Source organism: Methylobacterium sp. R2-1, from assembly GCF_014191355.1.
In the GTDB taxonomy this organism is placed as follows: Bacteria; Pseudomonadota; Alphaproteobacteria; order Rhizobiales; family Beijerinckiaceae; genus Methylobacterium.
This window is the reverse complement of sequence record NZ_JACHWM010000030.1, coordinates 1-21,282: the sequence shown is the minus strand read 5'-3', so window position 1 is coordinate 21,282 and position 21,282 is coordinate 1. Positions and strand designations below refer to the sequence as shown.

Sequence of the window (21,282 nt, the reverse complement as noted above, 5' to 3'; positions counted from 1 at the left end):
CCGCCCCCGCTCCTCCAACGGCTACTTCGACCTCCTCCGCGACGAACTGGCAGGCTCCGATGACCAGCGTTCAGACCCGCAACGCCAGCACCTCCATATCGCCGCCGGAGGCCGCCACTAGGCCGCTCCTCGACCTCGTCAGCCGGTTTCAGAACCGCCTCGAGGACGGCGATCGCCCGGGTCACAAGCTCATCAGCGCCGGGCTCGCCCCGCAGGAGCACGAGCGGCAGGCACTTGAGGATCGGAAGCGCCACCTGAGCGCCAGCCTGGCCCCGGCGAGCACGGACGAGGATCGGGTTGCGCTCTCTCGCATCGTCATGGCGCTGCTCGGCGGCTTCCCAACCTTCGGCGCCGACCGTGAGGACGCCAAGATCACGGTCAGCCTGATCGTTCGCGCTCTCGACGATGTGCCGGTTTGGGCCGTGCAGAAGGCCGCGGGCCTCTTCCTAAAGAACCAGCAGAAGGTGCGCTGGAACCCGGAGCGGGCGCCGACTGCGCCGCAGATCCGCGCCGAGGCCAAGATGGTCATGCTCGACGTGGAGGTGGAGCTGCACCGGCTCGACCAGGTGCTCAGCGCCGAGATCGTCGACAGCGAGACCACCGAGGACGAGCGCAAGGCCGCGGTGGCGCATTGGAACCAACTGAAAGCAGAGATGGGCCGCTCGAACGTCATCGTTCAGCGCACGGACGACGAGATCGCTCAGGAGCGCGCCGAGCAACTGCGAGCCAACGAGGCCGTGGAGCGCCGGGACGCCTGGGAGCGGAAGCGCGCTGGCTTGCCGGTGAGGAACACCTTCACCCTGCGCGCGGAGGTAGTCGAGTGATCTGCCCGAAGTGCTCCTCCGACACCCGTGTGATCGATAGCCGACCGCATGAGGATGATTCGGGCGTCATCCGGCGCCGGCGTGAGTGCGTTGCCTGCGGCCATCGGTTCGTCACACAGGAAGGCACCATCAACATCGCCGGCATGCGGGCGAAGCGTCGGCGGGCGCAGGCTGCCTACCTCGCGCGCCTCGACCCTGCGGTCAAAGCGGCTCGCGTCGCTGCGAGCAATCTTCGGCGCGACGCGAAGACTGAGGCTGGGGAGACCGGACGGCCTCTCGTCGAGGTGCTTCGCGCCTGGAACCTGCCACCGGCCGCCAGCTCGAGCCAAAGGAGCCCAGCATGAAGCCCGACCTCAACGAGATGAAGCCGTTCTGGATGGTCTATGGGGTCGGGCGCGCGGGCCAAAACGCCAACATTCGTCAAAAGGTAAACGAGCTGCGCCAAGCTTAGCGCCTCGCGTCACTCGGTCGCAGTAAAGTTTTTAGCGTACTAGAGGTGGTGCAGATGGGGCACCTGAAGAATTTTGATCATTTTAATTTACGAGCAGCGTGGGGGCCGGCTATTTAACTCTTCAGCAGAAATATTCGTGAGGACAAAATTCCGTTCTGACGCTGGCCTCCGAATGCTTGCCAAGCCCCCGCACCCTATGGAGTCTGTCATGTCAAGCAACCGCTTTGGATCCACGGCCGATAGATCTTACCCCGCAAATCTCGCGGCTGAGATCGTGATGGCCTACGTAGGACGCAACGTCCTGCACCCGAAGGAATTGCCGCGGCTGATCGTCAGCGTGGCATCTACGCTGAACAAGCTCTGCGACATGGGCACTGCGCCGGCGGAAGTAGAGGCCGAGAAACCATCGCCTGCCGCGATCCGCAAGTCGATCAAGCCTGACGCTCTGATCTCTTTCATCGACGGCAGGCCCTACAAGGTGCTGAAGCGCCATATCCGCACCTATGGGCTCGACCCCAAGTCATATCGCAGGCGCTACGGCCTGCCGAGCGACTATCCGATGACGGCGTCGAACTACTCCGAGCGCCGGGCGGCGCTGGCCAGGACGAATGGGCTCGGGCGCAGCTACAGCGGTCAACAAATGCCTCCGGAAGCCGCCGGATGACAGGCGCTTCTCTCACCTGATGCCTTCGCAGTCGGCGTCGATGTCCTGTTTGGACCGGCGCCGGCCGTGTCCAATCTCCTCTCGTAGCGTACCGAGGAACTGCCGCCATGCCTGCAAGCCGTAATGGCCGCCACTTCGACGCCAAAGCGACCCCGCAGCACAACTCCATCATCGCCAAAGACGAGCCGATCCCGGCTGAGCGCCGCAACAAGACCCCGAACCTCTACGCCGCAGCCGTGCGCTGGTACATCTGCACGACGGCCCCGAGCCGGGAGCTGTCTGCGGCAGCCAGCATCAAGCGCGCCATGCTTCGCGGCGCCAGAGAGGAAGAGACTCCATTCATCCCATACGTGCCCTGCGAGTACCTGTGGCGCCGCTCGGTGCGCTCGAACCTGCGCGTGCCGAGGCGGGAGCAGCAGCGGCCGGCGCTGCGGTCGTACCTGTTCCTCGGCGTGCTCGGCGGCCTCTGCGACGTCACCCTGGCGGCGCTGCGCGAGCGGGACATCGACGGCCGCAACCTGCACGGTCTGACGGGCATCCTCGGCTCGGCCAACCGTGGCCCCCTCGCCATGAACCCAGCCGGCCTACGCTGGCTTCGGCAGTGGGGCGAGGACGAGTTGGCGGGTCGTACCAACCTGACGCCGCTCGCGGGTATGCAGGCGGGTGAGGAGGTACGCGCCGGCTCAGGCTTGTTCAACGGCTTCGTCGGAAAGTTCGTCGGTACGGCGGAGGGCGGCGCTGTTGGCGTTATCTCCCTGGAAGTGATGGGCGCGCCTTTCGCCTATCGGCTGCCGATCGAGGACATACAGAGGGTGGCGTGACACGCACGTTCAGGCGGAACCTGCGCGCACCGCTAGGTCAAAACTCGATCAGCTTGATCACGCAAGGGGCCGCTTAAGACCCTCTGCAGACTTCACGAGCGGGTACCTCCGGCGACATTGTCGTCATGGACAACCTCGGAAGCTACAAGGGTCCGGCCGTATGGGCGGCGATTGAGGCTACGGGCGCGTGACTGCTGTTCCTCCCGCCTTACAGCTGTGACCTCAACCCGATCGAGACGGCGTTCTCGAAGCTGAAGACCCTGCTGCGCAAGGCCGCCGCACGCACCGTCTAGGGCCTGTGGTCAGCCATAGGACGCCTCATCGACACCGGTACACCAGACGAGTGTGCCAACTTCTTCACCGCCGCGGGACACACGCCAGATTAAACCGAAAGCGCTCTAGGGCGCCAGGAGCAACGACAACCTGGTCGGCGGTGGCGGCATACCGCAGCTCCGTCATGCGGCGGCCTATCCGATCGATCCGCCGCCATCGACGAACAGCGTCTGCCCGGTGATGTAGCTCGCTGCGTCCGAGAGCAGGAACGCGATCGCGGAGGCGATCTCCTCCGGTCGGCCAAGACGCCGCATCGGGATGAGCGACAGGAAGCGGCGCTCGGCTTCGCTGCCGGCAGGCGTGGTCCGGCGGAACATCTCCGTCTCCACCGGACCGGGCGCGACCGCGTTGACGGTGATGCCGGTCTCCGCCAGCTCGACGGCCCAGGTTCGCGTGAAGCTGTTCATCGCTGCCTTCGAGGCGGCGTAGGCGCTGCGCTCCCGAATGCCGACGACCGTTAGGCTTGAGACGTTGACGGTCCGGCCCCAGCCCCTCGCACGCATGCCGGGCAGGAGCACCTGTACCGCCTGGACGGTCGAGTGCAAATTGACCCGCAGGACGTCGTCCAGATCCTTGAGGGCGATTTCGCCGAGCAGATGTATGCGCGCGATGCCGACGTTGTTCACGACGCCGTCGAAGGAATAGCGCCGAGCGAGGTCTGCGAAGGCCTCGGCGGAGGCATAGTCGTCCTCGAGATCGATCGTCGCTAGCGTGCCGGGAAAGTCTGGATCCGGACTGCGGGCAACACCAACGAGGTGGTGGCCCGCACTGGCGAGTTGTCGGGAGAGTGCACGGCCGATGCCCTTGGTGGCGCCGGTCACGAGAAAGGTCCGCATAGCCACGATCATACGCTCCCTATGGCGGCAGGCCGGCTCCAAGAGCCGGCGGCTACCCTTCGGCTAGCCCGTTAGAGTTCGTCGGATGCTGTCTCGATCTGCGCGACAGCCGACGGCGTCGAGGGTTCGACCTGGTCTGAGGCGTCGAGCACGACGACCTGCGTGTCGACCGGCACGCGGCCGTAGAGGTCGATGATGTCCTGGTTGAACATCCGGATGCAGCCGGAGGAGACGTTCGTCCCGATCGTGCCGGGCTCGGTCGTCCCGTGGATGCGGTAGAGGGTGTCGCGGCCACCGTCGAAGAGGTAGAGGGCACGTGGCCCGAGCGGGTTGCTGGGTCCGCCCGCCATGCCGTTGCGCCAGGGTCCGTTCCGCTCGGGATCGCGGGCGATCATATCCGGCGTTGGCGTCCAGCGTGGCCACTCGGCCTTGCGCCCGACGCGCGCCCGACCGCTCCAGGCCAGACCCGCCTTGCCGACCCCGACGCCGTATCGCAGGGCGCGGCCGTTCTCGCGCACGAGGTAGAGGAACTTGTTACCCGGATCGACCACGAGCGTGCCCGGTGTGTCGTTGCGCGGGTAGGCGACCTCCTGCCGGAAGTAGCGCGGATCGACGCCCACGACGTCGGTGGCCGGCAGGGAGAAACGTTCGCCGGGCTGCGCACCGTACATGGCCGCAAAGGCGGCGTTAGGGGCCGGCCCGACCGAGCGCGCCTCCGGCTCGACCGCCACGCAGCCGCCCGCGAGAAGGAGCAGAGCGAGCGACGCCGATCCCTTTGGAACGAGGCGCCATTGCAGTCGGCTGGGCAGCGGTTCGACGGGGGCGCACATTCTCGTACCGGCCTCCAGGATTATTCCAGGCGCGGGATGCAGGTCCGCCGCGACTGGGTTGTCGAAGCTGTCGACGCCGGGACGATGCAGGTATTCCGCGCGGAGTGGAAACTCATAGTTCTGATAACATCCATTAGGCTCCTGAATGGATAGCCTGTTGCCGCCCCCCTGCCGCCGTCCTAGCGTTGAGCTGTTCAAGCAGGATCGTGAATGACTCATGCACGAGCGCAACCTCGACACCGATCTCCTCAGAGCGTTCGTCGCCGTGGCCGAGACCGGCAGCTTTACCTCTGCTGGCGACCTCGTCGGACGGACCCAATCCGCCGTCAGTCAAAAGGTCCTGCGTCTGGAGGAAGCGATCGGGCGGCGGGTATTCGCAAGAACGAGCCGGTCGCTCCGGCTGACTCGGGACGGGGAGCTGCTGCTCGTCGTCGCCCGCAGGATGCTCGAGTTGAACGACACATATCTTCGCAGCCTGCGCGACGGACCGGTCGCCGGAACGCTGCGGCTCGGTATTGCCGAGAACCTGGTTGCCACGCAGCTGCCGGCTTTGGTGTCGCGCTTCTGCCGCCTCTATCCGGGCATCCATCTCGACCTGATGACCGGCCTGAGCTTTGATCTGGTCACCGCCTACAAGGATGGACAGCTTGACGGCGTGATCGTGCGCGGACGCAGGGATCCGGGCTCGCAGCCGTCAGGACGGATGATCTGGCGCGAGCCTCTGGTCTGGATGGCCGCCGCCGACCACGTGCTCGACCCGAGCGGCCCAGCTCGACTCGTCATGCTCCGACCACCCTGCAACTTCCGTGAGACGATGATCGAGGCCCTGGAGTCGATCCGCCGGGAGTGGATCACGGTCTGCACCTCGAGCAGCCTGACGGGTCTTCAGGCGGCAGTCGCGGGCGGAATGGGCGTGACCGCGCTCGGCAGGTCATTCGCGCGGGAGGAACTGAGGATCCTTAATACGGACGACGTGTGGCCGCCGCTGCCGACAACCGAGGTCGTGGCGATCGGCGAGGAAGGGCCGACCGCCGACCTGGTTCGGCCACTCGTCTCATACCTTGAGGATCGCATGGCGGAGGCAGGTGCGTTCTCCCGAGCAGCCTGACCAGGGCCGGCGCTCCTCGTCGTCGGCCCATGGCAGGCTTCGCCAGCTGCTGGCCGCTTGCCGTTGAGGTTCAGCCGCAACTTGCTGCACGCCCACCATCCGAGCGGACCTCGCGAGTGAGTACCCCCGCTGCAAACTGTCGAAGAAGGTGTCCGCCCTTGGAGGGATCTTCCTAGCGCGCCGGTGCAACCGCATCGCGGATTTGCGCAACGAGAAACGTCTCTGCCCGCTGCCATGCTTCATCCGTGTCGCCACGGAAGTTGAGGTCGCGGGCGAGAATGTCCCGGCCGGTCCGGGCATCCACCAGCCTTGCCCAGAGTTGTAGGATCAGCGTGCTGCTCTTGTGCACGACACCGACGAAGATCAGCTCGGCTCCTTCCTCTCGCGCGGCGCGCAGCAAGCATTCGGCTTCGCCGGATGGGCAGTTCTTCAGCAAGCGGTCGGCCGACACGACCGTGGCCTGAAACAGGCCGGAGCGGGTCAGATCGATAGCAAGGCTGTCCGCCATACGGGCCAATCGGGCAGCGTGTTGGGCCGACTGGTCAGTCGGCTCGTTCGACGTGTCGAGCAATTTGAGGGGAAGCACGGACAGCGGAATCGGCTGACGTTCGGCTGAGCCGGCCGGAGACGGTCCAAGCGCTGCGAGGAGCAGTCCGATCGCACTGATCCACGGAAGCAGCCGCTTGTTAGGCAGCATGCAAGCTAGGACATCCAGCCGCGCCATAGTGTGTCGGCTGATCATCGGGGGAAAGGAGGATCCCTGGAGCATCAGGCGGCTCGCGCGATCTGCGCCTCGTAGAGCGCTTTGAACTCCGGAATGCCGAAAGTTGCTACCACCGCGTGGTGCTCGTCGAGGATTTCGTAGACGGGGCCAGTAATGTCCCGGTTCGTGAAATAGACGATCACGTCCTGATCACCACCGCCTTCGGTGTGGGGCTCCCCTCCGGCCCGGCCTGCGACATAGCTACCGACTGGCCGGATCTCCTTCAGCTCGCCAGTTGGCCGGTAAATCCTCAGCTCACCTTGTAGGACGAGCGTCCGGTAGGCCGCACCATGCCGGTGCAGCGCGATCCGCTCGTTCGCCGCAAACTTGAACAGCAGGTCGACGATCCGCGCATCCTCGTCGACGCTCAAGATGTGATAGGCGGCGTGGTCGAACCCCTCGATGGTCTGCCACGTAATATTGCTGTCATCGAACGGGAGCGTTGCCATAGCGTCCTCCGGATGCATCTTGGCCGCGTTCTGGCACGGGCGCCTGCGAGCTTGATGATCCCGCAGCGCGACCGTCCGTGCAGCCCAACAAGCTTAGAAGTAAGCGGGACGTGCAGTCCGCACTTGCCATTTGGTGCCAACGAGTCGACCCTCTTCCGGGGGGATGCTTATGCCGTCGCACGGCCTCACCAGAGCACGCACGATGGGGCCGATCGCCGAGGCAGTAACGGCGGCTGGTGGCTCGCTCAGGCGGGTGTTCGGCCGGGCCGAGATGCCGCTGACGCTCCTGGACACCCCCGACCGGCTGATCCTCTTGCGTGACCAGCTTAAGCTCGTCGAGGCAGCGATCCGCGAGATCGGAGATCCAGCCCTTCCTGCCCGCCTCTCCGTGCAAACCGGTATTGCGGGTCTCGGCCCGATCGGCCTCCAAGTACAGTCCGCAGAAACGCTTCAGGCAGCTGTGGCTCGGGTCAGGAGCGTGATGCCGTGCTTGCTCCAGACAGCGACGTCGACCGGCCTGTATCGGCAGGGTGTACAAGCGTTCTACGGCTACGCGGTCACCGAGCGCGTCGAGAGTGGACGTCAGGCGAACGAGATCCTGGCACTCGGCTATCTGCTCGGTACGGTACGTCACTTTCTCGGACCGACTTGGAGACCAGCCTGGGCCGTGGTGACGGGAGCCAGCCTAGAGGCACGTGGGGAGATTGAGGCTCTGCTCGGCTGCGAGATCGCGTTTGGATCACAGGCTGGCCTCGTCTTCTCCACACGCTGTCTGGAGGTCCCGAACCCTAGACGCTACGATCCGGCCACCACGGAAGCAGCTGACAACGAACCGATCGGTGATGATATCGCGGCTTGCGTGGCACACATGATCGAACTCGGCCTGGACGAGACGCGCCCGTCCATCGACGGGATCGCTCGCCGTCTCGGCATGTCGCGTCGAACCTTCCAACGTCGGCTGGAGGAGGCGGGCACGCGCTACGCAGACATCCAGCGTGCCGTGCTGGTGCGCCGCGCTAAGGCGCTGCTGTCAGGAGAGGCGTTGTCCATAGGTCGGATAGCGATCGAACTCGGCTATGCGGACTCAGCCCATTTTACGCGAGCATTCTTAGAATGGACCGGTGTGACGCCGAGCCAATGGCGTCGGAGCTTCAGCGAGCCATCTTGAAGCGTGACTGACCTGAGCGCAGCAGCCTAAGCACCGCTACCCACCCTCTGAAGCCCTTCACGCGATCAAACGGATTGGGTTCTGACCTAGTATCCGTACCTGCCTCGAGGAGCATACCCAATTCGAGGGCGTACAACCTGGCCGTAGTCGATCTCGCGGCGGCGCGCAGCACGATTTGCGAGATAGCGCCCATCTGGGCAGCCGGCGACGGCACCCACGACACCACGGTCAGCCAGATAGTGCCCGGCCACACCGCCGATGATGACGCCCTTGCACAGCCTTTGGCCTCGGTCTGCCCGGACCCGGCAACAACCATTGCTGCGACGGCTAGTATGGTAGCGATCTTCGTGAGGATCCCCGATTATTCACGAAGCTGTGAACCCTTTTCCGTGCGGAGGCGTTCCTCGTCATCTCTCCAGACTTAGGAGTTTCGCCAATGAAAATACTTTCCGCTTCCGTGCTTGCGCTTGCTCTCGTAGCGACTCCGGCGCTAGCTCAGCAGAATAATACCAATCCTACTGCCCCGCAGCAGAATGCGCAGCGAGACGCTGATCGTGACGACGACTTCGACATGGGCTGGCTGGGCCTAATCGGGCTTCTCGGCCTTGCCGGTTTGCTCGGCCGTCGCGGACATGATCACGTCACCAGAACGTCTGTGGCACCCGGATCGACTATTCACCGCTAAAGATCGGGGGAGCTTCGGCTCCCCTTTTCTGCGTGTATGCCTCACTCAATCTGCCAAGAGGCAGCAGGTCATTCAAAGTCTTCGAAGACTTGCCCAGCTTTGAGCTCAACGACTGCGCGTGCCATGGTGTGAAATGCCGTACACAGTGGAGATCACACTGGCCGATCTACCATCGTCCGAGAATGGTCTGCCGATCTACCCGCTTCCTGAGACCTTCGACACGCTTGCAGACGCCAAGGAGGCCGCGGCTGATCATATCGCCAAGTTAGGACGACCTCCCTCGACCGTCATGTTCACCGTGATGGATCGTGATGGCGTCACCGTTGCGACGGGCGACAACGGCGCGACCTGATCATCCTCAGAGCTTCCGGCTGACTCGGCGAATTTATCGTGGAAGCATCAGTGCGATAGCTTGACACGCGGCAACCCAAACCTATCACTCATCGCGCGTCGGCTGCAGAACAATATGGACGGGTCGAGCGCGAGAACGGACGTGAGGTCGCCATAGGCCCTGCCGCTTCTCACGAAGGGAGAGTTGAGCCCCGAGCGGATAGCCCGCTGCGGGGCCTTTTCATGCGCCCTAAGGCATGAGCACCGATCGCAACGAGGGCTGGACACCAACCGGTCGCACCCACCACTGCAGCCTGTGATTCCGTTCGGCACTATGTCCCTGGGATCGCAAGCAAGCTCAACCCTATCTCTTCCTGGGGTAGGCGCGTTCGACCACAGGGCGGCGGTCAGCTGGCAGAAGGTAATATCTGTCCAACACTAGATTGCCTGCGTGATCTTTTATCGCGAGGATGGCCCGTCCCAACGACTTCTGTTCATTGGCGTATGTTCGCGCTTCGCGTTCGCCGCCGACGGCAATGTAATACTCGATATCGTCGGTCTGCTCGTTCAGTATCTCGACCGACCAAGCCATTCATTTTTCCTCGCCGCCAGTCGAGACCATCAAGTGGCAGGTATAGGCTGGCCGAGCAAGTTGGTTGAGATCCGGACAGATCTGCATGGCGCGAAGGTAAGTAGGGCGTAGCACCGCACGGGAGGGCTAGCATGTTCCGTATCTTCGGCCGCAAGCGTCGTGAGGAAGAGCCTGGGCGCCGAGAGGAGAAAGAGAACCGCCTGCGCCGCGCCCGGCTTCTCGATGCCCCTAGCTCGCCCCGGTCGGCAGCGAACGACAGTCACATGAACCCAGCCTCGCCCTCGGGCATGGTGCTGAGCCCGCTCTCCTCGATCACGCCGAGCTACGGCGGGTCGGATCACTCGTACATCAATAGCTGCACCACCTCGTCGTCCTACTCGGACAGTGGATCGTCCTGCTCGTCCAGTAGCGATGGCGGATCATCGGGCGGCGGAGACTGAGGTTGGCGCTATCAGCAGCCTAATGTCTGCCGCTCAGCCCGGTCGACGCGGTGACATCCGCACCTGCAGGTTCGAAAAAGCGCTCGCCTATGAGAGCGCCGTCTGCATCGAAAAGCCCCTGCCAGCCGGAATATTCGGTCGTAACCGTCACACGAGCGCGGCCTTCATCGGAGCCGCTGCCGATCTCGACACGGCTGCCAACCAACCCGCGGCGCTCCTGGCTCTGCAGGTGGGCCGCTGTCATTCCGAGCTTACTGGCGAGGGATGCTGGATCGACAATCCATGCGCCGTCTGGGTCGCATTCAAATCGCAAGGTGTGCCCTCCTTTTCGCTCGACAGCTCTGGCGGGCTGAGACGCACCGTATCGCATCTCGGGGGCGGTAGGGAGAAAACCTACTGCGCCGCGAACGCTGCCGCTCCGCCGGGGGACCCTGGCACCCCCAAACCTATACGGGTGGTCGGGGCCCCAGCTTTCCTAGCGCCAGGGTCCGAAAACCCAGCGGCCGGACCGCGGCCTACCTCGATAGGGGATCGTAGGACATGGCCCGCCTCGCCACTCTCTCACCGCGTCTCGGCACCCTGGACACGCGCACAGCCCGGCCGGCGCCGAAGACGGCAGATCCCGAGCTGCTGACGCCCGAGCACAGAGCATGGCGCCAAGAGGTGCTGAAGCGTGCCGGATGGAAGTGTCAGGCTCCGGGCTGCACAGCCCACGGCAGGCGCGGGGGTGTCAGGCTCTACGCCGACCACATCGTCGAGCGCAGGGACTGCGGAGCGCCTCTCGACCCGACTAACGGGCAGGCCCTCTGCGCCAAGCACCACAGCGAGAAGACGGTGCGCGCTCGGGCTGCGAGGCTGCGAAGCCCATCACTAGGGTCACCGACATAAGCCGCGGCAACGCCCTCAATCGCGTCTTCTCACCGCGCCAAGATCAAGGTCCACTATCAGCAGCTCAATCCAGACTCCGCTTGTAGGTGGGCCTCCACCTTCCGGATCACACCGCAAGGATCGTGACCTTTCGCTTCGGCCAAAAGCATCAAGTCGGTGACGAGATCGATGATGTCACTCTCTCCGATGTCGTCGGATGCCGGCGGATAGCACCAGCGTCGGATGCCGGAGTGCTCGTGTAGGTAGGCGTCGAGGGCCTTTTGAGCGAGCTCGGCGCGCTTAGCTTTGTTCGGCATGGCGCACGTCCTCCTCTGCCCGAACCTGCACCGTCAGGCGACGAGTGCGGGCAATGGACGATCAACCTTCGGCGAGCCCTGACGTTCGCGGGTCAAAGGGAGGGGGCGGCCGAAAGTCGGGCCGGCCAGGGGCTGCTACCGCACAGGGTCCCATTCGCAGATTTTTTCCCAGTGGGTGAGCGCGAGGCCTGCGGAGTGCTGCGGACGTTGTAGCGATGGCGAAGCCGAAAAAACTGATCGACTGGAAGTCGGTCGAGCGCGATTACACGAAAACCTCTCTGTCTGTCAGGGAGTTGGCGCGTTGGTACAACTGCGACGAGAAGGCGATCCGCCTCCGTTCGAAGGCAGAAGGGTGGGTGCGACCGGGCGCCGAAACTCCGCAGGCCGCTCCGCAGGATCCGCAGCCCCTCGCCGACGTCGTGGCACCCATAGTCGAGCGCGTCCGGCCAGAGTCGAAGAGCGAAGACGCCAGTCCCGAAGCCATCATCGCCCGCGGCCAAATTCTCGCGGTGCGCATGCTCGACGAGCTGGAAGCCGACACGGCCTACATCGGCGAGATCGAGCAGGCGATCGGGGATGCGACCCCGGGCAAGGACGGTGCCCGGCGGCGGGACGCGATGATGAAGGCGGTTAGCCTGTCGAGTCGCGCCGGCACCCTCAAGAACCTCGCGCTAGCTGCCAAGACGTTCGCTGAGGCGGCGGCACCGGACAGGAAGAAGAAGCAGCGCCAGGCCGCAGCCGATCAATCCACCTCCGGCGGCGGTAAATTCGCCCAGCGTAGCGGTCCGCGGCTGGTGGCGAGCAATCCGTGAAGCCAGATTGGACCACGGCCTGCCCGGACTGGGAGAAGCGCATTGTCTCGGGACGGTCGCTGATCCCGTTCCGCCCGCTCTTCCCTGCGGCGGCACAGGACGCGCTGGACGTGTTCAAGTCCCTGCGGGTCGTGGACCTGCCGGGCCAGCCGACCTTCGGCGAGGTCAGCGAGCCCTGGGTCTTCGACTTCGTGGCGGCCATCTTCGGCGCCTACGATGCGGAGAGCCATATCCTTGGCGCCGCGCGTGGATCGGTCTCCGCTGAGATCATCGCGGCCATCGCAGGCAAGGAGTCGAGCGGCAACGCGAACGTCGGCTACTCGAAGATCCTGGGCGAGGACGGCCGGCCGTCCTCCGCCTACGGGCTGGGCCAGATCACCCGCGGCACGGCGCAGGAGGCGGTTCGTCTCGGCTACCTGCCGCAGGGGTTCGATCGGACGGACGTCGCCACGATGGCACAGGGTATCGCCGGTGTCCTGCAAATGAAGATCGACCAGAACGGCGGCGATCTCAGCCGGGGCATCATGGCATACCGCGGATCGAACGATCCGTCGGTGAACCGCTCCTATCTTGCCGAGGTGCTGCGCAAGTCCGGCCAGATGGGCGATGTCTCCGAGACGGGCCTCGCCCGCGATCAGGATGCAAACGCTCGCGCGCTGAAGTCGGCCAACGACAACCTACGCCTGAACACCGAGTTGTACGGCGTCAACGGCGCCCGGCTGGAGGCGCAGACCCGGGCGACAGAGCAGTACAACGCCTTGCTCGCCCGCGGCGTGTCGGCGGCGGACGCAGCCTCGATCGCCTTCTCCGGGCTGAGCGACAAGCTCGTCTCCGTCGAGCGCGCGGGGCGCCTCGTGCAGTTTATGCGCGATGACGACTTCACCAGGGCGCAGCTCGGCCGAGATCGGATCGACCAGCAGGCCTATGCGGTGGCGCGCTCGCGGTTTGGCGATACGACATCGCCCGAGGCGCTGGCCGCCATCGGCCGCACCCGAGACACGCTGGAACTAGCCGAGACGAAGAGCCTGTTCAGCGACGGCGTGACCTCCTTCGTCACCGATCTGCGCCGCGGCGGCGACGCGGCCACTGCCCTCTCGAACGCCTTCGGCAACGCGGCTGACCGGCTCATCGCCAAGGTGATGGACAGCGCGATCTCTTCGGCCTTCGGGGCGATCGGCGGCGGCTCGGGCAGTGGCGGGATCGGCGGCTTCTTCTCTAGCCTGTTCGGCGGCAGCGCGAGCGCCGGAGGCTCGCCGACAGGTGGCGTGCGCCTATTCGACGTGGGCGGCTATACCGGCGCCGGCGGGCGCCTGGAGCCCGCTGGCGTCGTCCACCGCGGCGAGGTGGTGTGGTCCCAGGGCGATGTCGCCCGCGTCGGCGGTGTCGCGGTGGCGGAGGCCATCCGGCGCGGCCTGCCGGGTTACAGCGCGGGCGGCCCGGTCGGTGCGCCGGCATGGATGCCGCCGCCCGCGAACGCGGGTGCCGGGGCGACGCCCGCTTTTAACTTCTACGACCAGCGGCCGGCGGGTTCTCCGGAGATCGAGCCGACCGTGAATCGGCGCTCAGACGGTGGCTTCGACGTGATCGTGCGCAGCGTGGAGGGGCGCATGGGCCAGCGTGCGGCCGGTGGTCAGGGGCCGTTCAAGCAGGCGGCGGGCGGCGCAGGATTTCGGAACGGCTGACGCATGGCGATCCCCTCCTGGCCTTCGTCCCTGCCGGATCTGCGCGGCTCGCTCTCCTCGGGCGGCTCGGCCAGCCTGCATCCAACCGCTCAGGCGACGCAGTTCGACGACGGCCCGCCGCGCATGCGCCGCCGGCAGCTGTTCGTCAGCACCCCGATCAGCATGACGATCGTGCTGACCCTTGATCAGTTCGTGATCTTCAAGGCCTTCCACCTCAACGATCTGAATGCAGGTGCGCGCCGCTTCATGGCGCCCGTGTTGCTGCCAGACATGAGGCTGATCGGCCAGCGCGTCTGCTGGATCCAGGGCGAGGTGGCATTCAAGCCCTTCGGCCCCACCCAGTACCAAGTCTCCTTCACCCTCGTCGTTCAGGATTGGTGAGACCATGACGGTCAGCGCAGCCCTTCGCGAGACCTACGCATCCGGCGATGACGAGTGCGTCGTTGTCGAGACGCTGGAGGTGGATCACGCCTCGCTCGACGGAGCGATCCGGCTGGTGCGGAACGTGGACGGGCAGCTTGGCGAGCCGGGCGAGACGATGAGCCTGCCGGTCGAGGCTGGCGGCCCGCGCTTGCCGCACCTACTCTGCGCCTTCGAGCTGATTGCGCCTGGTGCCGACAGCGACGGTCCGACCGAGGGGAAGATCCGCATCGACAACGTGTCGGACCTGCTCCACGACCTGCTGAAAGGCGCGATCGGTTACGACCAAGCCATCCGGGTCACCTTCCGGTTCTACCGCGTGCTGCCCGGCCACCTCGACGCGGTGACCGGCCCTGACGACGACAGCTTCAGCGGCCTGGAGATGACAGCTGTCGAGTTGTCGGCCGACAGTGCTGAGGGCGCCATTTCCTGGCCAGACGGCCGGCAGCAGAACGTGCCCTCTGGCCCGAACGCCTTCTTCGACCGCACGAACTACCCGGCCCTGTTCACGTGAGCGCGCAAGGGCGTTGATAAGCGACAACGGCCCGATGCGCGTTCCCGCATCGAGCCGCCAAATGCAGAAGCGTCTACTATTCCGCGCCCTTCTTTGCGTTGTTCTCTTTGCTTTTCTGCATATGGGCCCGTCTATTCTCTTCGAACTCATCTGCAGCAGCTTGGGATTTTTCGCTGCTGGCTGCCGCCTTCGATTTGTCAGGCTTTGCACTTTCAGCGTGGGAAATCGTCGGAATGGTCAACGCGCTGACGGAAACCGTAGCGGCAAGCAACAGCTTCATGATCTGCATCATCGTTCGCTCCCTACATTATTGGGAAAACTATAATGCAGGGTTCAGAGGCGCAAGCAACGCATATGCGCTCATTTCTCAATTCTTAAATTGAACTCAGATTTTCCGAATGGTCCCGGCTGACGGCAACGAAAGCCACTTCTGCGTCATGCATTTGCAGGAACCTATGGCTGTGACGCTCTCTGACATCGAGGTCATCAGCTGCAGCGCGCATCGACGGGCTGCCTCAAGCGAAATCCAGCGATCGATAAATGGTCGCACCGCATTCCTTCGCCGCTGGCGCGGGACGCCCTACGACAAGGCCGAGCGCAATTGCTGGTGGCTTGCCTCCCTGGCGCAAGCCGAACTCTTCGGCCGGATGCTGCCGGCGGCCGTCCCGGCCCTGGTGGCGGACATTCGCGCCCGCGCCGAGACCATGGCGAACCACCCGGCCCGCGCGGAATGGCGCGAGATGCCGGCGCCCGTGGACGGCGCTCTGGTGCTGATGGGCAAGGTCGCGGGCGCCGAGACCCATTGCGGTGTCTACCTCGCCCAGGATGGCGGGCTGATCCTGCACACCGATGAGCGCCACGGCGTCGTGCTCGACCCGCCGCTCGAACTCGCCGCGGCCAAACGCTGGCGGCTGACCTACCTGATCCCGAAGGTGCAATGACCCTCGTCGTTACCGCGAACATCGCCGGGCAGACCCGCGGCGAGCCCGTGCGGCTGCCCGATCGGCGCCGTCGCCGGCTCTCCACGATCGTCGCCCGGCACCAGCCGCCGCCCGGCCGGAAGTTCATCGTCTCGGTTCACCGCCGCGGCGAGACCTTCCTGCGGCCGACGGATGCGGCTGTGCGCCTGCGCGCGAGCTGGCGCCGTACCTTGGTCGGCCCCGACGACACCGTGCTGATCACGGTGGTGCCGCTCGGCGGCAAGGGAATGTCGATCGGGCTCACCATCGCCTCGCTCGCCCTGATCGTGCTCGCCCCCTACGCGGCCCCGGCACTCGCGGGTGGTGCATGGCGACGATGATGGTGCTGATTGCCTTCACCCTCGCCATGCCGGGTGACACCATGGAGCGCAACGCGCTGAAGCCGATCGCAGAGATGGGGTTCAGCGAGGCCAACATGGCGCTGATCTTCGGCTGTGCCGGAAGCGTCCGCATCATGGCGCTGTTCCTCAACGGCTACATCAACAACGTCCGCGTCGGGCCGAAGGGCGCTTATGCCCGAGCGATCGGCGCCGGGATCGGCTGCCTCATCATGGGCCAGTTCGCGATGGCCCTGATCTATGATGCCTTCACGGTGGCGCATGCGCCGAGTTTCGTCATTCCGGTGTTCGGGACGCTCGCCGGCTTCGAGGCGATTTCCGTCTACATCGCCGTGCTGGACGGCGTGTCGCGCCGGAGCCGGATCGGCAAGGCTCTGGCGGCACTTGAGGAGGTTGCGGGCTGATGGACTGGCTCACCTTCCTCAAGGACGTGATCGCGACGCAGCAGTTTCTCCAGATCTTCGTCGGCGGCTGCACCATGATGCTGATTGGCTGGATGGTGACGCGGGCGCGCGGGGACCGCGAGCACCTGCCACCGCCAGCGCCGGCCAGCCTCGCCGATGTGCCGCCGCCCTTCCTACAGGGACCGCGTGAGGCGATCGACCTGATGCGGGAATTGCGCGATCTTGCCCGACGCCAGACCGAGGACACCGGCCGGATCGCGGAGTGCGTCCGCGTCATCCGCGAGGAGGCGAAGCGGCAGACCGAGCTCCTCGGCCTGATTGAGCGCGAGCAGGCGATCGAGAACCGGGCGCATCATGATCGAGACCGGTCGTGACGCCCTGCTTCGTCGCGGTCACCCCGGCGGCTTTGCCGGTGATTCAGACCGACGCTTGGTACCCGCTCGCAGGGAGCCGCTTCCGACCCTGAGAAGCCATTCGATGCGTCATCAACGAAGGGCCGCTGACGGGGGCAAAGCGGACGCCGAGGGTGCGCACGCTACCGGTGGCGATCGATGGGCTTGGCTGTTCCAATGAGCTCTGAGGCTTCGAGGGACGCACAGCAGCATCGCGCCCGATCCGGGCTGCGGTGAGCTGCCTGACCAAGGTCGAGAAGGTGCTGCTGATCAGTCCGAGCAAGGCGGCAGCCCGCCAGTTGAGGCCGGCAACGGAGGACCAGCAGCGCTTCATCGCTCAAGTTCCTCAAGTCTGGCTCTGATCCCGACCTTGAACCTCGAGTTACGTGGGCACGCTCTTGGCTTCGTTAGCTTCCCGAACGCGAAGCTGGCGGTCGCGCTCGGCCTTAAGTTCCCGCTCGGCCGTCAGCCAGAACTCTATCTCGAAGCCGTCGGGACGGTGGTTGCGCTCCCAGAGATCGTAAGCGCGCTCCCGGATCTGCTCGAGCGTGACCTCAGATGGCGGTTCCATGGATTGTGTTCCTTCCTGAGGCGGGCAAAGGGCTCGATCAAGCCGAGACCGCCAACCGCCTGCCGCGCGCCAGCCTCACCGGTTCAACCCGCGTGACGACCCGTTTTGTGCTGCGGCAGACCTTGCAACGGCCAACCTTGCGCGCGAATTGCCCTGGGCCCTCCAGGGCTTCGGCTGTCTGATGCACGAGCTCCAAGGGCTCACGCACAGCTGAAGCCAAGCAGGGATCGCAGTAGGCGGATGGCGCAACGGCCCGCAGATAGGTCGATACCAACTCTGGCAGCGGCACCTCTCGGGTTGCTGGTGTCAGTCCATCACCCGCGAGCTGGTGCGTGAAGCGGGCCATGGTTCTCTCCGGAGACGATGTGACGCCGCATCGGCGCGACGGGCGCTCAGTCCTCTTCGTGCCCAGGAACCGTGTCGCTGAAGGGCACCGTCAGCACGTGCCGACTTGCCTCTTCGGTGATCTCGAACGTGCAGACCATCCAGTCACGGATCATCTCAAGCCGATCTCGTGCGATCATGGCCCGTGCCTCGGAGAGGGCGTACTCGCGTGCCGCGTTGGCGTCAGCCAGCTCTTCACTCTCGGGGTCCCGCGCCAGACCAGCGGGTCCCGGGCGATGCCGGACGTTGAAGAAGTAGCGCGGCATCAGGCGCCCTCGATCAGGCGAGCGTACTCGGTCTCGGGCAAACCGTAGCCGTCATCTGCCAAGTTCTCCAACGCCTCACGGTTCAGGATCGTGACGCGTCCGCGCTGCGCCTTGATGAACCGGTGACCCTCCAGCGCCTGCACTGCCAGGGTCGCGCTCGTCCGCTGCGTACCCAGCATCATCGACAGGAACTCGTGGGTGAGGCGTAGCTCGTCGCCGTCGAGCCGGTCGTGACACATCAGCAGCCAGCGCGCGAGGCGCACCTCGATCTGGTAGCTCGCGTTCACGAAGGCGGTCTGGGCGGTCTGCACGTACTGCACCTGGGTGAAGCGCAGCAGGAGCTTGTGCAGGCTGGCGCTCTGACCGACCGCTCCACAGAACGCTTGGGAACTGATGGCCAGCATCTCGCCCGGGCCCTGAACGAAGTGGTCGTGCGGGGTGCGGTCGGAGCCCAGCAGCAGCGGTATGCCGCCGACCAGCCCTTCGCGTCCGATGATGCAGACCTCGACCTTGCCACCTGAGCCTTGCGTCGTGATCGAGGAGAAGCCGACCTCGGGGAAGTACAACTGTTTGACCGGCTCGTTGGGCTTGATCAGCGGCTGGCGCAGCTCGGTCGCGACCAGCTCCAAGTGCGGCTGGAGCAGAGCGAAATCGCTCGGCGTGAGAGCCTTCAGCAGGCGATTGCGAACAGTCGATTGTTGAGGCTGAGACACGGCTCTGCTCCCGTTCGGGGCAAGAGCACACGCTGTCTCCTAAGCGCCTGCGCCCGGACAAACCGGCAGGCGATGGTAATTATTAGGGCATCACAGCCAAATATTTCAACGAGGCAATCAAATAAAGTTCGGTATCAGACATTCGAAACTGTCGGGCACCGCACAGGAGGATAAGGCCCTCTCCTCGTCGGTCAGATCAGCGTCTATAACTTTCCTCGATGAGCCTAGATGCAACTCAAGGTCGAGCGGCTCAGTCTGCCGGAGTTTGCATGACGAGCCTCGACGAACAGCCCTCGGTTCTCCTGACAGAAGAGTTTCCGCTGGTGGGCATGGACCTCAGCGATAGCCTGGAGCAGGCAGGCTACCGTGTGCTCGGGCCGGCCACCACGGCGGCCGAGGCGCTGAGCCTGCTGGAGCAGGAGACGCCTACCCTTGCCGTCATCGGCATCGCTTTCAGGGATACGCTCTGCACTGCGCTGGTGCACGCGCTGCGGCAGCGCGGCGTGGCCTTCCTCGTGCATTCCGGCTATCGTCAGGACGACCTGCTCGCTGATGCCTTCCGCGACGTCCCATGGATCATTAAGCCGGCTGCGCCTGAGGACGTGGTGTCGGTCCTCGACGAGCTGTCACTGGCGGCTGCACCCGCCAGCCAGGAAGCGGCGGTGGACATGCCCGCACGACTGGTCGAGCAGAACGCAGTCCGAGCCAATCCGCTGATTCGGAAGCTGGAGAGTTTCGCCCCTCTCTCGGACGAGGACCGGACCCTGCTGGAGCAGATCTGCGAAAGCCCGCGGCTCGTTCCGCCGCACACCGACCTCGGGCGGGAAGGCGACAAGCCGGACGGCGTGTTCCTCGTGCTGTCGGGCTTTGCCTGCCGGCACAAGCTGCGTGCCAACGGCTCGCGCCAGATCAACGCCTACCTGCTGCCGGGCGACCTGTGTGACCTCGACGTGGCGCTGCTGGAGGAGATGGACCACACCATCACTACACTCTCGGCCTGCAAGGTCGTGCGCCTCGCGCCTGAACTGGTCGCCGATCTGCTGACACACTATCCCCGGATCGCCCGTGCCTTGCGCAAGAGCCAGCTCGTGGATGAGGCAACCTTGCGCGAGTGGCTGATGAACGTGGGTCGACGCTCGGCCATCGAGCGGCTGGCGCACCTGTTCTGCGAAGTCCTGCTGCGGCTGCGGGCGGTCGGGCTGGCGACCGAGGCCAACTGCGAGCTACCGCTGACGCAGGTGGATCTGGCGGACACCACCGGCATCACGTCCGTTCACGTCAACCGCTCGCTCAGGGAACTGCGGCGTCGAGGGCTGATTGAACTTGAAGGCGGCCGACTAAAGATCCTCGACTACGCCGGCCTGCAGGCTCTCGCCGAGTTCAGGGCCAACTACCTGCATCTGGGAGACCGAGCGGCTGCATGAACCTACGCCTCCAGCCTGTTCAGGTCGCCACGGGTAGCGATGACGGGGAGAGCCGGCTCGTGTTTCACGAGAGCTTCCTTGTGGCGGTGCTGGTGCGTCTCTCGGATGAGCACGGGCCAGAGGCGGGCAAGTGGTTCTTGGAGGCAGGGTTCGGACGTGTGGACGATCCGAACGCGCCGATCTTCGCCGACCTCGACGAGGCGCAGGGCTGGATCCTGGGCCAGCTCACGTAGCCTGGACGAGCTGTGCTTTACGTTATGTGGTGTGCCGTCGCTGGCGAGCTGGTAACAAGAAAGTCTAGACGAAACAATAGCAGGCCGTTCTTGTCAACGACCTCCATTCGCCACTCATTGCCCAAATTATCCTTCTGCGCTCCGTCTTCGAGCAAAGCACCGGCGTAGCGGATTGCTTCTCTTCGAGCGTAGGTCAGATCGGGAAGCTCGACACCTCTTCTGTCGAGAAGCTCCACACCGTCGTAGACGTTGTAGTGATACCGGGGCATGAGCTCATCCACCAATCAAAAGGCGGGAGCGCACGTCTCTCTCAGCCGCAGGCGCCAGATGCTTCCAGCCAACGATGACTGACCCTACTGGAATGAACGGTATCGTACAACCGCCACAAGTGTCGCGTGGTCTGCAGGAAATTTAGCTCCCCTTCAGATGCAGGGCTGCCAACGCATCCCAAAATGCTTGATCGAACTAGGTCGGCTTCTGAGTGCGATGCAGTCTCATGCGGGCAACCGACTGAATGCCCGCCTCCCACCCTCTGCGGACACGAGATGGCTCTCTGTGTCTGAGCTACCCGTTGCAACTTGAACAGGCTGCAAGCGAAGGGTCATGCAGCCGCGCGGCGCTCCAGGTTCAGGTACGTTGGATCGAACTGAGCAATTCGCACAAGTTCTTCC

Annotated in this window: 32 protein-coding genes and 2 pseudogenes; 21 read left to right on the top strand and 13 right to left on the bottom strand. The window is 64.7% G+C overall.

Annotated features, from left to right (window positions below; translation table 11 throughout):
- The 5 genes and pseudogenes from FHU13_RS26740 to FHU13_RS26725 form a co-directional block, all read left to right on the top strand.
- Window positions 1–824 (top strand): hypothetical protein (locus FHU13_RS26740; RefSeq protein WP_210287873.1); only part of this gene is annotated, 824 nt, incomplete at its 5' end.
- Window positions 821–1,168 carry a hypothetical protein gene (locus FHU13_RS28690; protein WP_409518541.1) on the top strand — a complete coding sequence of 116 codons (348 nt, stop codon included), beginning with the start codon at window positions 821–823 and terminating at the stop codon, window positions 1,166–1,168. The genes FHU13_RS26740 and FHU13_RS28690, both read left to right, overlap by 4 nt.
- A gap of 303 nt (window positions 1,169–1,471) precedes the next feature.
- The gene (locus FHU13_RS26735; protein ID WP_312889661.1) at window positions 1,472–1,939 is read left to right on the top strand and encodes a MucR family transcriptional regulator; all 468 of its coding nucleotides are present in this window, start codon (window positions 1,472–1,474) and stop codon (window positions 1,937–1,939) included.
- Between the two features lie 107 nt (window positions 1,940–2,046).
- Window positions 2,047–2,760 (top strand): hypothetical protein, encoded by a 714-nt coding sequence (locus tag FHU13_RS26730; RefSeq protein WP_183438854.1) that lies wholly within the window; start codon window positions 2,047–2,049, stop codon window positions 2,758–2,760.
- Between the two features lie 107 nt (window positions 2,761–2,867).
- Window positions 2,868–3,146: pseudogene (locus tag FHU13_RS26725) on the top strand (transposase); the annotation flags it as partial.
- Window positions 3,147–3,227: 81 nt separating this feature from the next.
- Here FHU13_RS26725 and FHU13_RS26720 read toward each other — a convergent pair.
- Together FHU13_RS26720 and FHU13_RS26715 are read right to left on the bottom strand one after the other, a co-directional pair.
- Complete coding sequence (locus FHU13_RS26720) at window positions 3,228–3,929, bottom strand: SDR family oxidoreductase (protein WP_246714912.1); 702 nt, start codon at window positions 3,927–3,929, stop codon at window positions 3,228–3,230.
- A 71-nt stretch (window positions 3,930–4,000) separates the two neighbouring features.
- Entirely contained in the window at window positions 4,001–4,759 is a 759-nt protein-coding gene (locus tag FHU13_RS26715) for a L,D-transpeptidase (protein ID WP_183438852.1), read from the bottom strand.
- 217 nt (window positions 4,760–4,976) lie between these two features.
- Between FHU13_RS26715 and FHU13_RS26710 the strand changes: the two genes are divergently transcribed.
- Window positions 4,977–5,867, top strand: coding sequence for a LysR substrate-binding domain-containing protein (locus FHU13_RS26710; protein WP_183438851.1), 891 nt, complete (start codon window positions 4,977–4,979; stop codon window positions 5,865–5,867).
- 172 nt (window positions 5,868–6,039) lie between these two features.
- Here FHU13_RS26710 and FHU13_RS26705 read toward each other — a convergent pair whose 3' ends face one another.
- Both FHU13_RS26705 and FHU13_RS26700 read right to left on the bottom strand, forming a co-directional pair.
- Entirely contained in the window at window positions 6,040–6,564 is a 525-nt protein-coding gene (locus FHU13_RS26705; protein WP_246714911.1) for a DUF2380 domain-containing protein, read from the bottom strand.
- Window positions 6,565–6,635: 71 nt separating this feature from the next.
- On the bottom strand, window positions 6,636–7,079 hold the full coding sequence (locus FHU13_RS26700) for a regulator (RefSeq protein WP_246714910.1): 444 nt from the start codon (window positions 7,077–7,079) through the stop codon (window positions 6,636–6,638).
- A 202-nt stretch (window positions 7,080–7,281) separates the two neighbouring features.
- Between FHU13_RS26700 and FHU13_RS26695 the strand changes: the two genes are divergently transcribed.
- The gene (locus tag FHU13_RS26695; protein ID WP_246714909.1) at window positions 7,282–8,247 is read left to right on the top strand and encodes an AraC family transcriptional regulator; all 966 of its coding nucleotides are present in this window, start codon (window positions 7,282–7,284) and stop codon (window positions 8,245–8,247) included.
- A gap of 86 nt (window positions 8,248–8,333) precedes the next feature.
- On the opposite strand, the pseudogene FHU13_RS28135 reads toward FHU13_RS26695, so the two are convergent.
- Window positions 8,334–8,563, bottom strand: a pseudogene (locus FHU13_RS28135) (hypothetical protein).
- Window positions 8,564–8,683: 120 nt separating this feature from the next.
- Between FHU13_RS28135 and FHU13_RS28485 the strand changes: the two are divergent.
- Window positions 8,684–8,932: a WGxxGxxG family protein gene (locus FHU13_RS28485; RefSeq protein WP_183438848.1), complete on the top strand. Its 249-nt coding sequence runs from the start codon at window positions 8,684–8,686 to the stop codon at window positions 8,930–8,932.
- Window positions 8,933–9,065: 133 nt separating this feature from the next.
- Entirely contained in the window at window positions 9,066–9,284 is a 219-nt protein-coding gene (locus tag FHU13_RS26685; RefSeq protein WP_183438847.1) for a hypothetical protein, read from the top strand.
- Window positions 9,285–9,626: 342 nt separating this feature from the next.
- Here the strand turns inward: FHU13_RS26685 and FHU13_RS26680 are convergent, their stop codons facing one another.
- Window positions 9,627–9,854, bottom strand: a complete 228-nt coding sequence (locus FHU13_RS26680; RefSeq protein ID WP_183438846.1) for a hypothetical protein — start codon at window positions 9,852–9,854, stop codon at window positions 9,627–9,629.
- A gap of 459 nt (window positions 9,855–10,313) precedes the next feature.
- A complete protein-coding gene (locus FHU13_RS28355; RefSeq protein ID WP_281411673.1) occupies window positions 10,314–10,664 on the bottom strand; it encodes a DUF6522 family protein in 351 nt (116 codons plus the stop codon).
- Window positions 10,665–10,834: 170 nt separating this feature from the next.
- Between FHU13_RS28355 and FHU13_RS28130 the strand changes: the two genes are divergently transcribed.
- Window positions 10,835–11,182 carry an HNH endonuclease signature motif containing protein gene (locus FHU13_RS28130; protein WP_246714907.1) on the top strand — a complete coding sequence of 116 codons (348 nt, stop codon included), beginning with the start codon at window positions 10,835–10,837 and terminating at the stop codon, window positions 11,180–11,182.
- Window positions 11,183–11,238: 56 nt separating this feature from the next.
- Here the strand turns inward: FHU13_RS28130 and FHU13_RS26670 are convergent, their stop codons facing one another.
- A complete protein-coding gene (locus tag FHU13_RS26670) occupies window positions 11,239–11,478 on the bottom strand; it encodes a hypothetical protein (RefSeq protein WP_183438844.1) in 240 nt (79 codons plus the stop codon).
- A 215-nt stretch (window positions 11,479–11,693) separates the two neighbouring features.
- Between FHU13_RS26670 and FHU13_RS26665 the strand changes: the two genes are divergently transcribed.
- The 4 genes from FHU13_RS26665 to FHU13_RS26650 are packed head-to-tail and all read left to right on the top strand — an operon-like array spanning window position 11,694 to window position 14,906.
- Window positions 11,694–12,290 (top strand): hypothetical protein, encoded by a 597-nt coding sequence (locus FHU13_RS26665; RefSeq protein ID WP_183438843.1) that lies wholly within the window; start codon window positions 11,694–11,696, stop codon window positions 12,288–12,290.
- Window positions 12,287–13,972, top strand: a complete 1,686-nt coding sequence (locus FHU13_RS26660) for a transglycosylase SLT domain-containing protein (RefSeq protein ID WP_183438842.1) — start codon at window positions 12,287–12,289, stop codon at window positions 13,970–13,972. The genes FHU13_RS26665 and FHU13_RS26660 overlap by 4 nt, the downstream gene beginning before the upstream one ends.
- 3 nt (window positions 13,973–13,975) lie before the next feature.
- Window positions 13,976–14,353, top strand: a complete 378-nt coding sequence (locus FHU13_RS26655; protein ID WP_183438841.1) for a hypothetical protein — start codon at window positions 13,976–13,978, stop codon at window positions 14,351–14,353.
- A gap of 4 nt (window positions 14,354–14,357) precedes the next feature.
- Entirely contained in the window at window positions 14,358–14,906 is a 549-nt protein-coding gene (locus FHU13_RS26650; protein ID WP_183438840.1) for a DUF1833 family protein, read from the top strand.
- A 76-nt stretch (window positions 14,907–14,982) separates the two neighbouring features.
- Here FHU13_RS26650 and FHU13_RS26645 read toward each other — a convergent pair whose 3' ends face one another.
- Window positions 14,983–15,198: a hypothetical protein gene (locus FHU13_RS26645; protein WP_183438839.1), complete on the bottom strand. Its 216-nt coding sequence runs from the start codon at window positions 15,196–15,198 to the stop codon at window positions 14,983–14,985.
- Between the two features lie 106 nt (window positions 15,199–15,304).
- Between FHU13_RS26645 and FHU13_RS26640 the strand changes: the two genes are divergently transcribed.
- The 5 genes from FHU13_RS26640 (at window position 15,305) to FHU13_RS28350 (ending at window position 17,382) form a co-directional block, all read left to right on the top strand.
- Window positions 15,305–15,847, top strand: a complete 543-nt coding sequence (locus FHU13_RS26640) for a glycoside hydrolase (protein WP_246714906.1) — start codon at window positions 15,305–15,307, stop codon at window positions 15,845–15,847.
- Window positions 15,844–16,206: a hypothetical protein gene (locus tag FHU13_RS26635; protein ID WP_246714905.1), complete on the top strand. Its 363-nt coding sequence runs from the start codon at window positions 15,844–15,846 to the stop codon at window positions 16,204–16,206. Before FHU13_RS26640 ends, FHU13_RS26635 begins: the two co-directional genes overlap by 4 nt.
- A complete protein-coding gene (locus FHU13_RS26630) occupies window positions 16,194–16,628 on the top strand; it encodes a hypothetical protein (RefSeq protein ID WP_246714904.1) in 435 nt (144 codons plus the stop codon). Before FHU13_RS26635 ends, FHU13_RS26630 begins: the two co-directional genes overlap by 13 nt.
- A complete protein-coding gene (locus FHU13_RS26625; protein ID WP_183438838.1) occupies window positions 16,628–17,002 on the top strand; it encodes a hypothetical protein in 375 nt (124 codons plus the stop codon). Before FHU13_RS26630 ends, FHU13_RS26625 begins: the two co-directional genes overlap by 1 nt.
- A 251-nt stretch (window positions 17,003–17,253) precedes the next feature.
- Window positions 17,254–17,382: a hypothetical protein gene (locus FHU13_RS28350; protein ID WP_281411674.1), complete on the top strand. Its 129-nt coding sequence runs from the start codon at window positions 17,254–17,256 to the stop codon at window positions 17,380–17,382.
- A 20-nt stretch (window positions 17,383–17,402) separates the two neighbouring features.
- On the opposite strand, the gene FHU13_RS26620 is transcribed toward FHU13_RS28350, so the two are convergent.
- The 3 genes from FHU13_RS26620 to FHU13_RS26605 form a co-directional block, all read right to left on the bottom strand.
- Window positions 17,403–17,591 carry a DUF2934 domain-containing protein gene (locus FHU13_RS26620; protein ID WP_183438837.1) on the bottom strand — a complete coding sequence of 63 codons (189 nt, stop codon included), beginning with the start codon at window positions 17,589–17,591 and terminating at the stop codon, window positions 17,403–17,405.
- A gap of 392 nt (window positions 17,592–17,983) precedes the next feature.
- The gene (locus tag FHU13_RS26610) at window positions 17,984–18,241 is read right to left on the bottom strand and encodes a DUF6894 family protein (RefSeq protein WP_183438835.1); all 258 of its coding nucleotides are present in this window, start codon (window positions 18,239–18,241) and stop codon (window positions 17,984–17,986) included.
- Window positions 18,241–18,954: a Crp/Fnr family transcriptional regulator gene (locus tag FHU13_RS26605; protein ID WP_183438834.1), complete on the bottom strand. Its 714-nt coding sequence runs from the start codon at window positions 18,952–18,954 to the stop codon at window positions 18,241–18,243. The genes FHU13_RS26610 and FHU13_RS26605 overlap by 1 nt, the downstream gene beginning before the upstream one ends.
- Before the next feature lie 269 nt (window positions 18,955–19,223).
- Here FHU13_RS26605 and FHU13_RS26600 point away from each other — a divergent pair, with 269 nt between their 5' ends.
- Window positions 19,224–20,378: a helix-turn-helix domain-containing protein gene (locus FHU13_RS26600; RefSeq protein WP_183438833.1), complete on the top strand. Its 1,155-nt coding sequence runs from the start codon at window positions 19,224–19,226 to the stop codon at window positions 20,376–20,378.
- Complete coding sequence (locus tag FHU13_RS26595; RefSeq protein ID WP_183438832.1) at window positions 20,375–20,611, top strand: hypothetical protein; 237 nt, start codon at window positions 20,375–20,377, stop codon at window positions 20,609–20,611. The genes FHU13_RS26600 and FHU13_RS26595 overlap by 4 nt, the downstream gene beginning before the upstream one ends.
- Before the next feature lie 17 nt (window positions 20,612–20,628).
- Here FHU13_RS26595 and FHU13_RS26590 read toward each other — a convergent pair whose 3' ends face one another.
- Window positions 20,629–20,880: a DUF6894 family protein gene (locus tag FHU13_RS26590; RefSeq protein ID WP_183438831.1), complete on the bottom strand. Its 252-nt coding sequence runs from the start codon at window positions 20,878–20,880 to the stop codon at window positions 20,629–20,631.
- Window positions 20,881–21,282 lie beyond the last annotated feature (402 nt).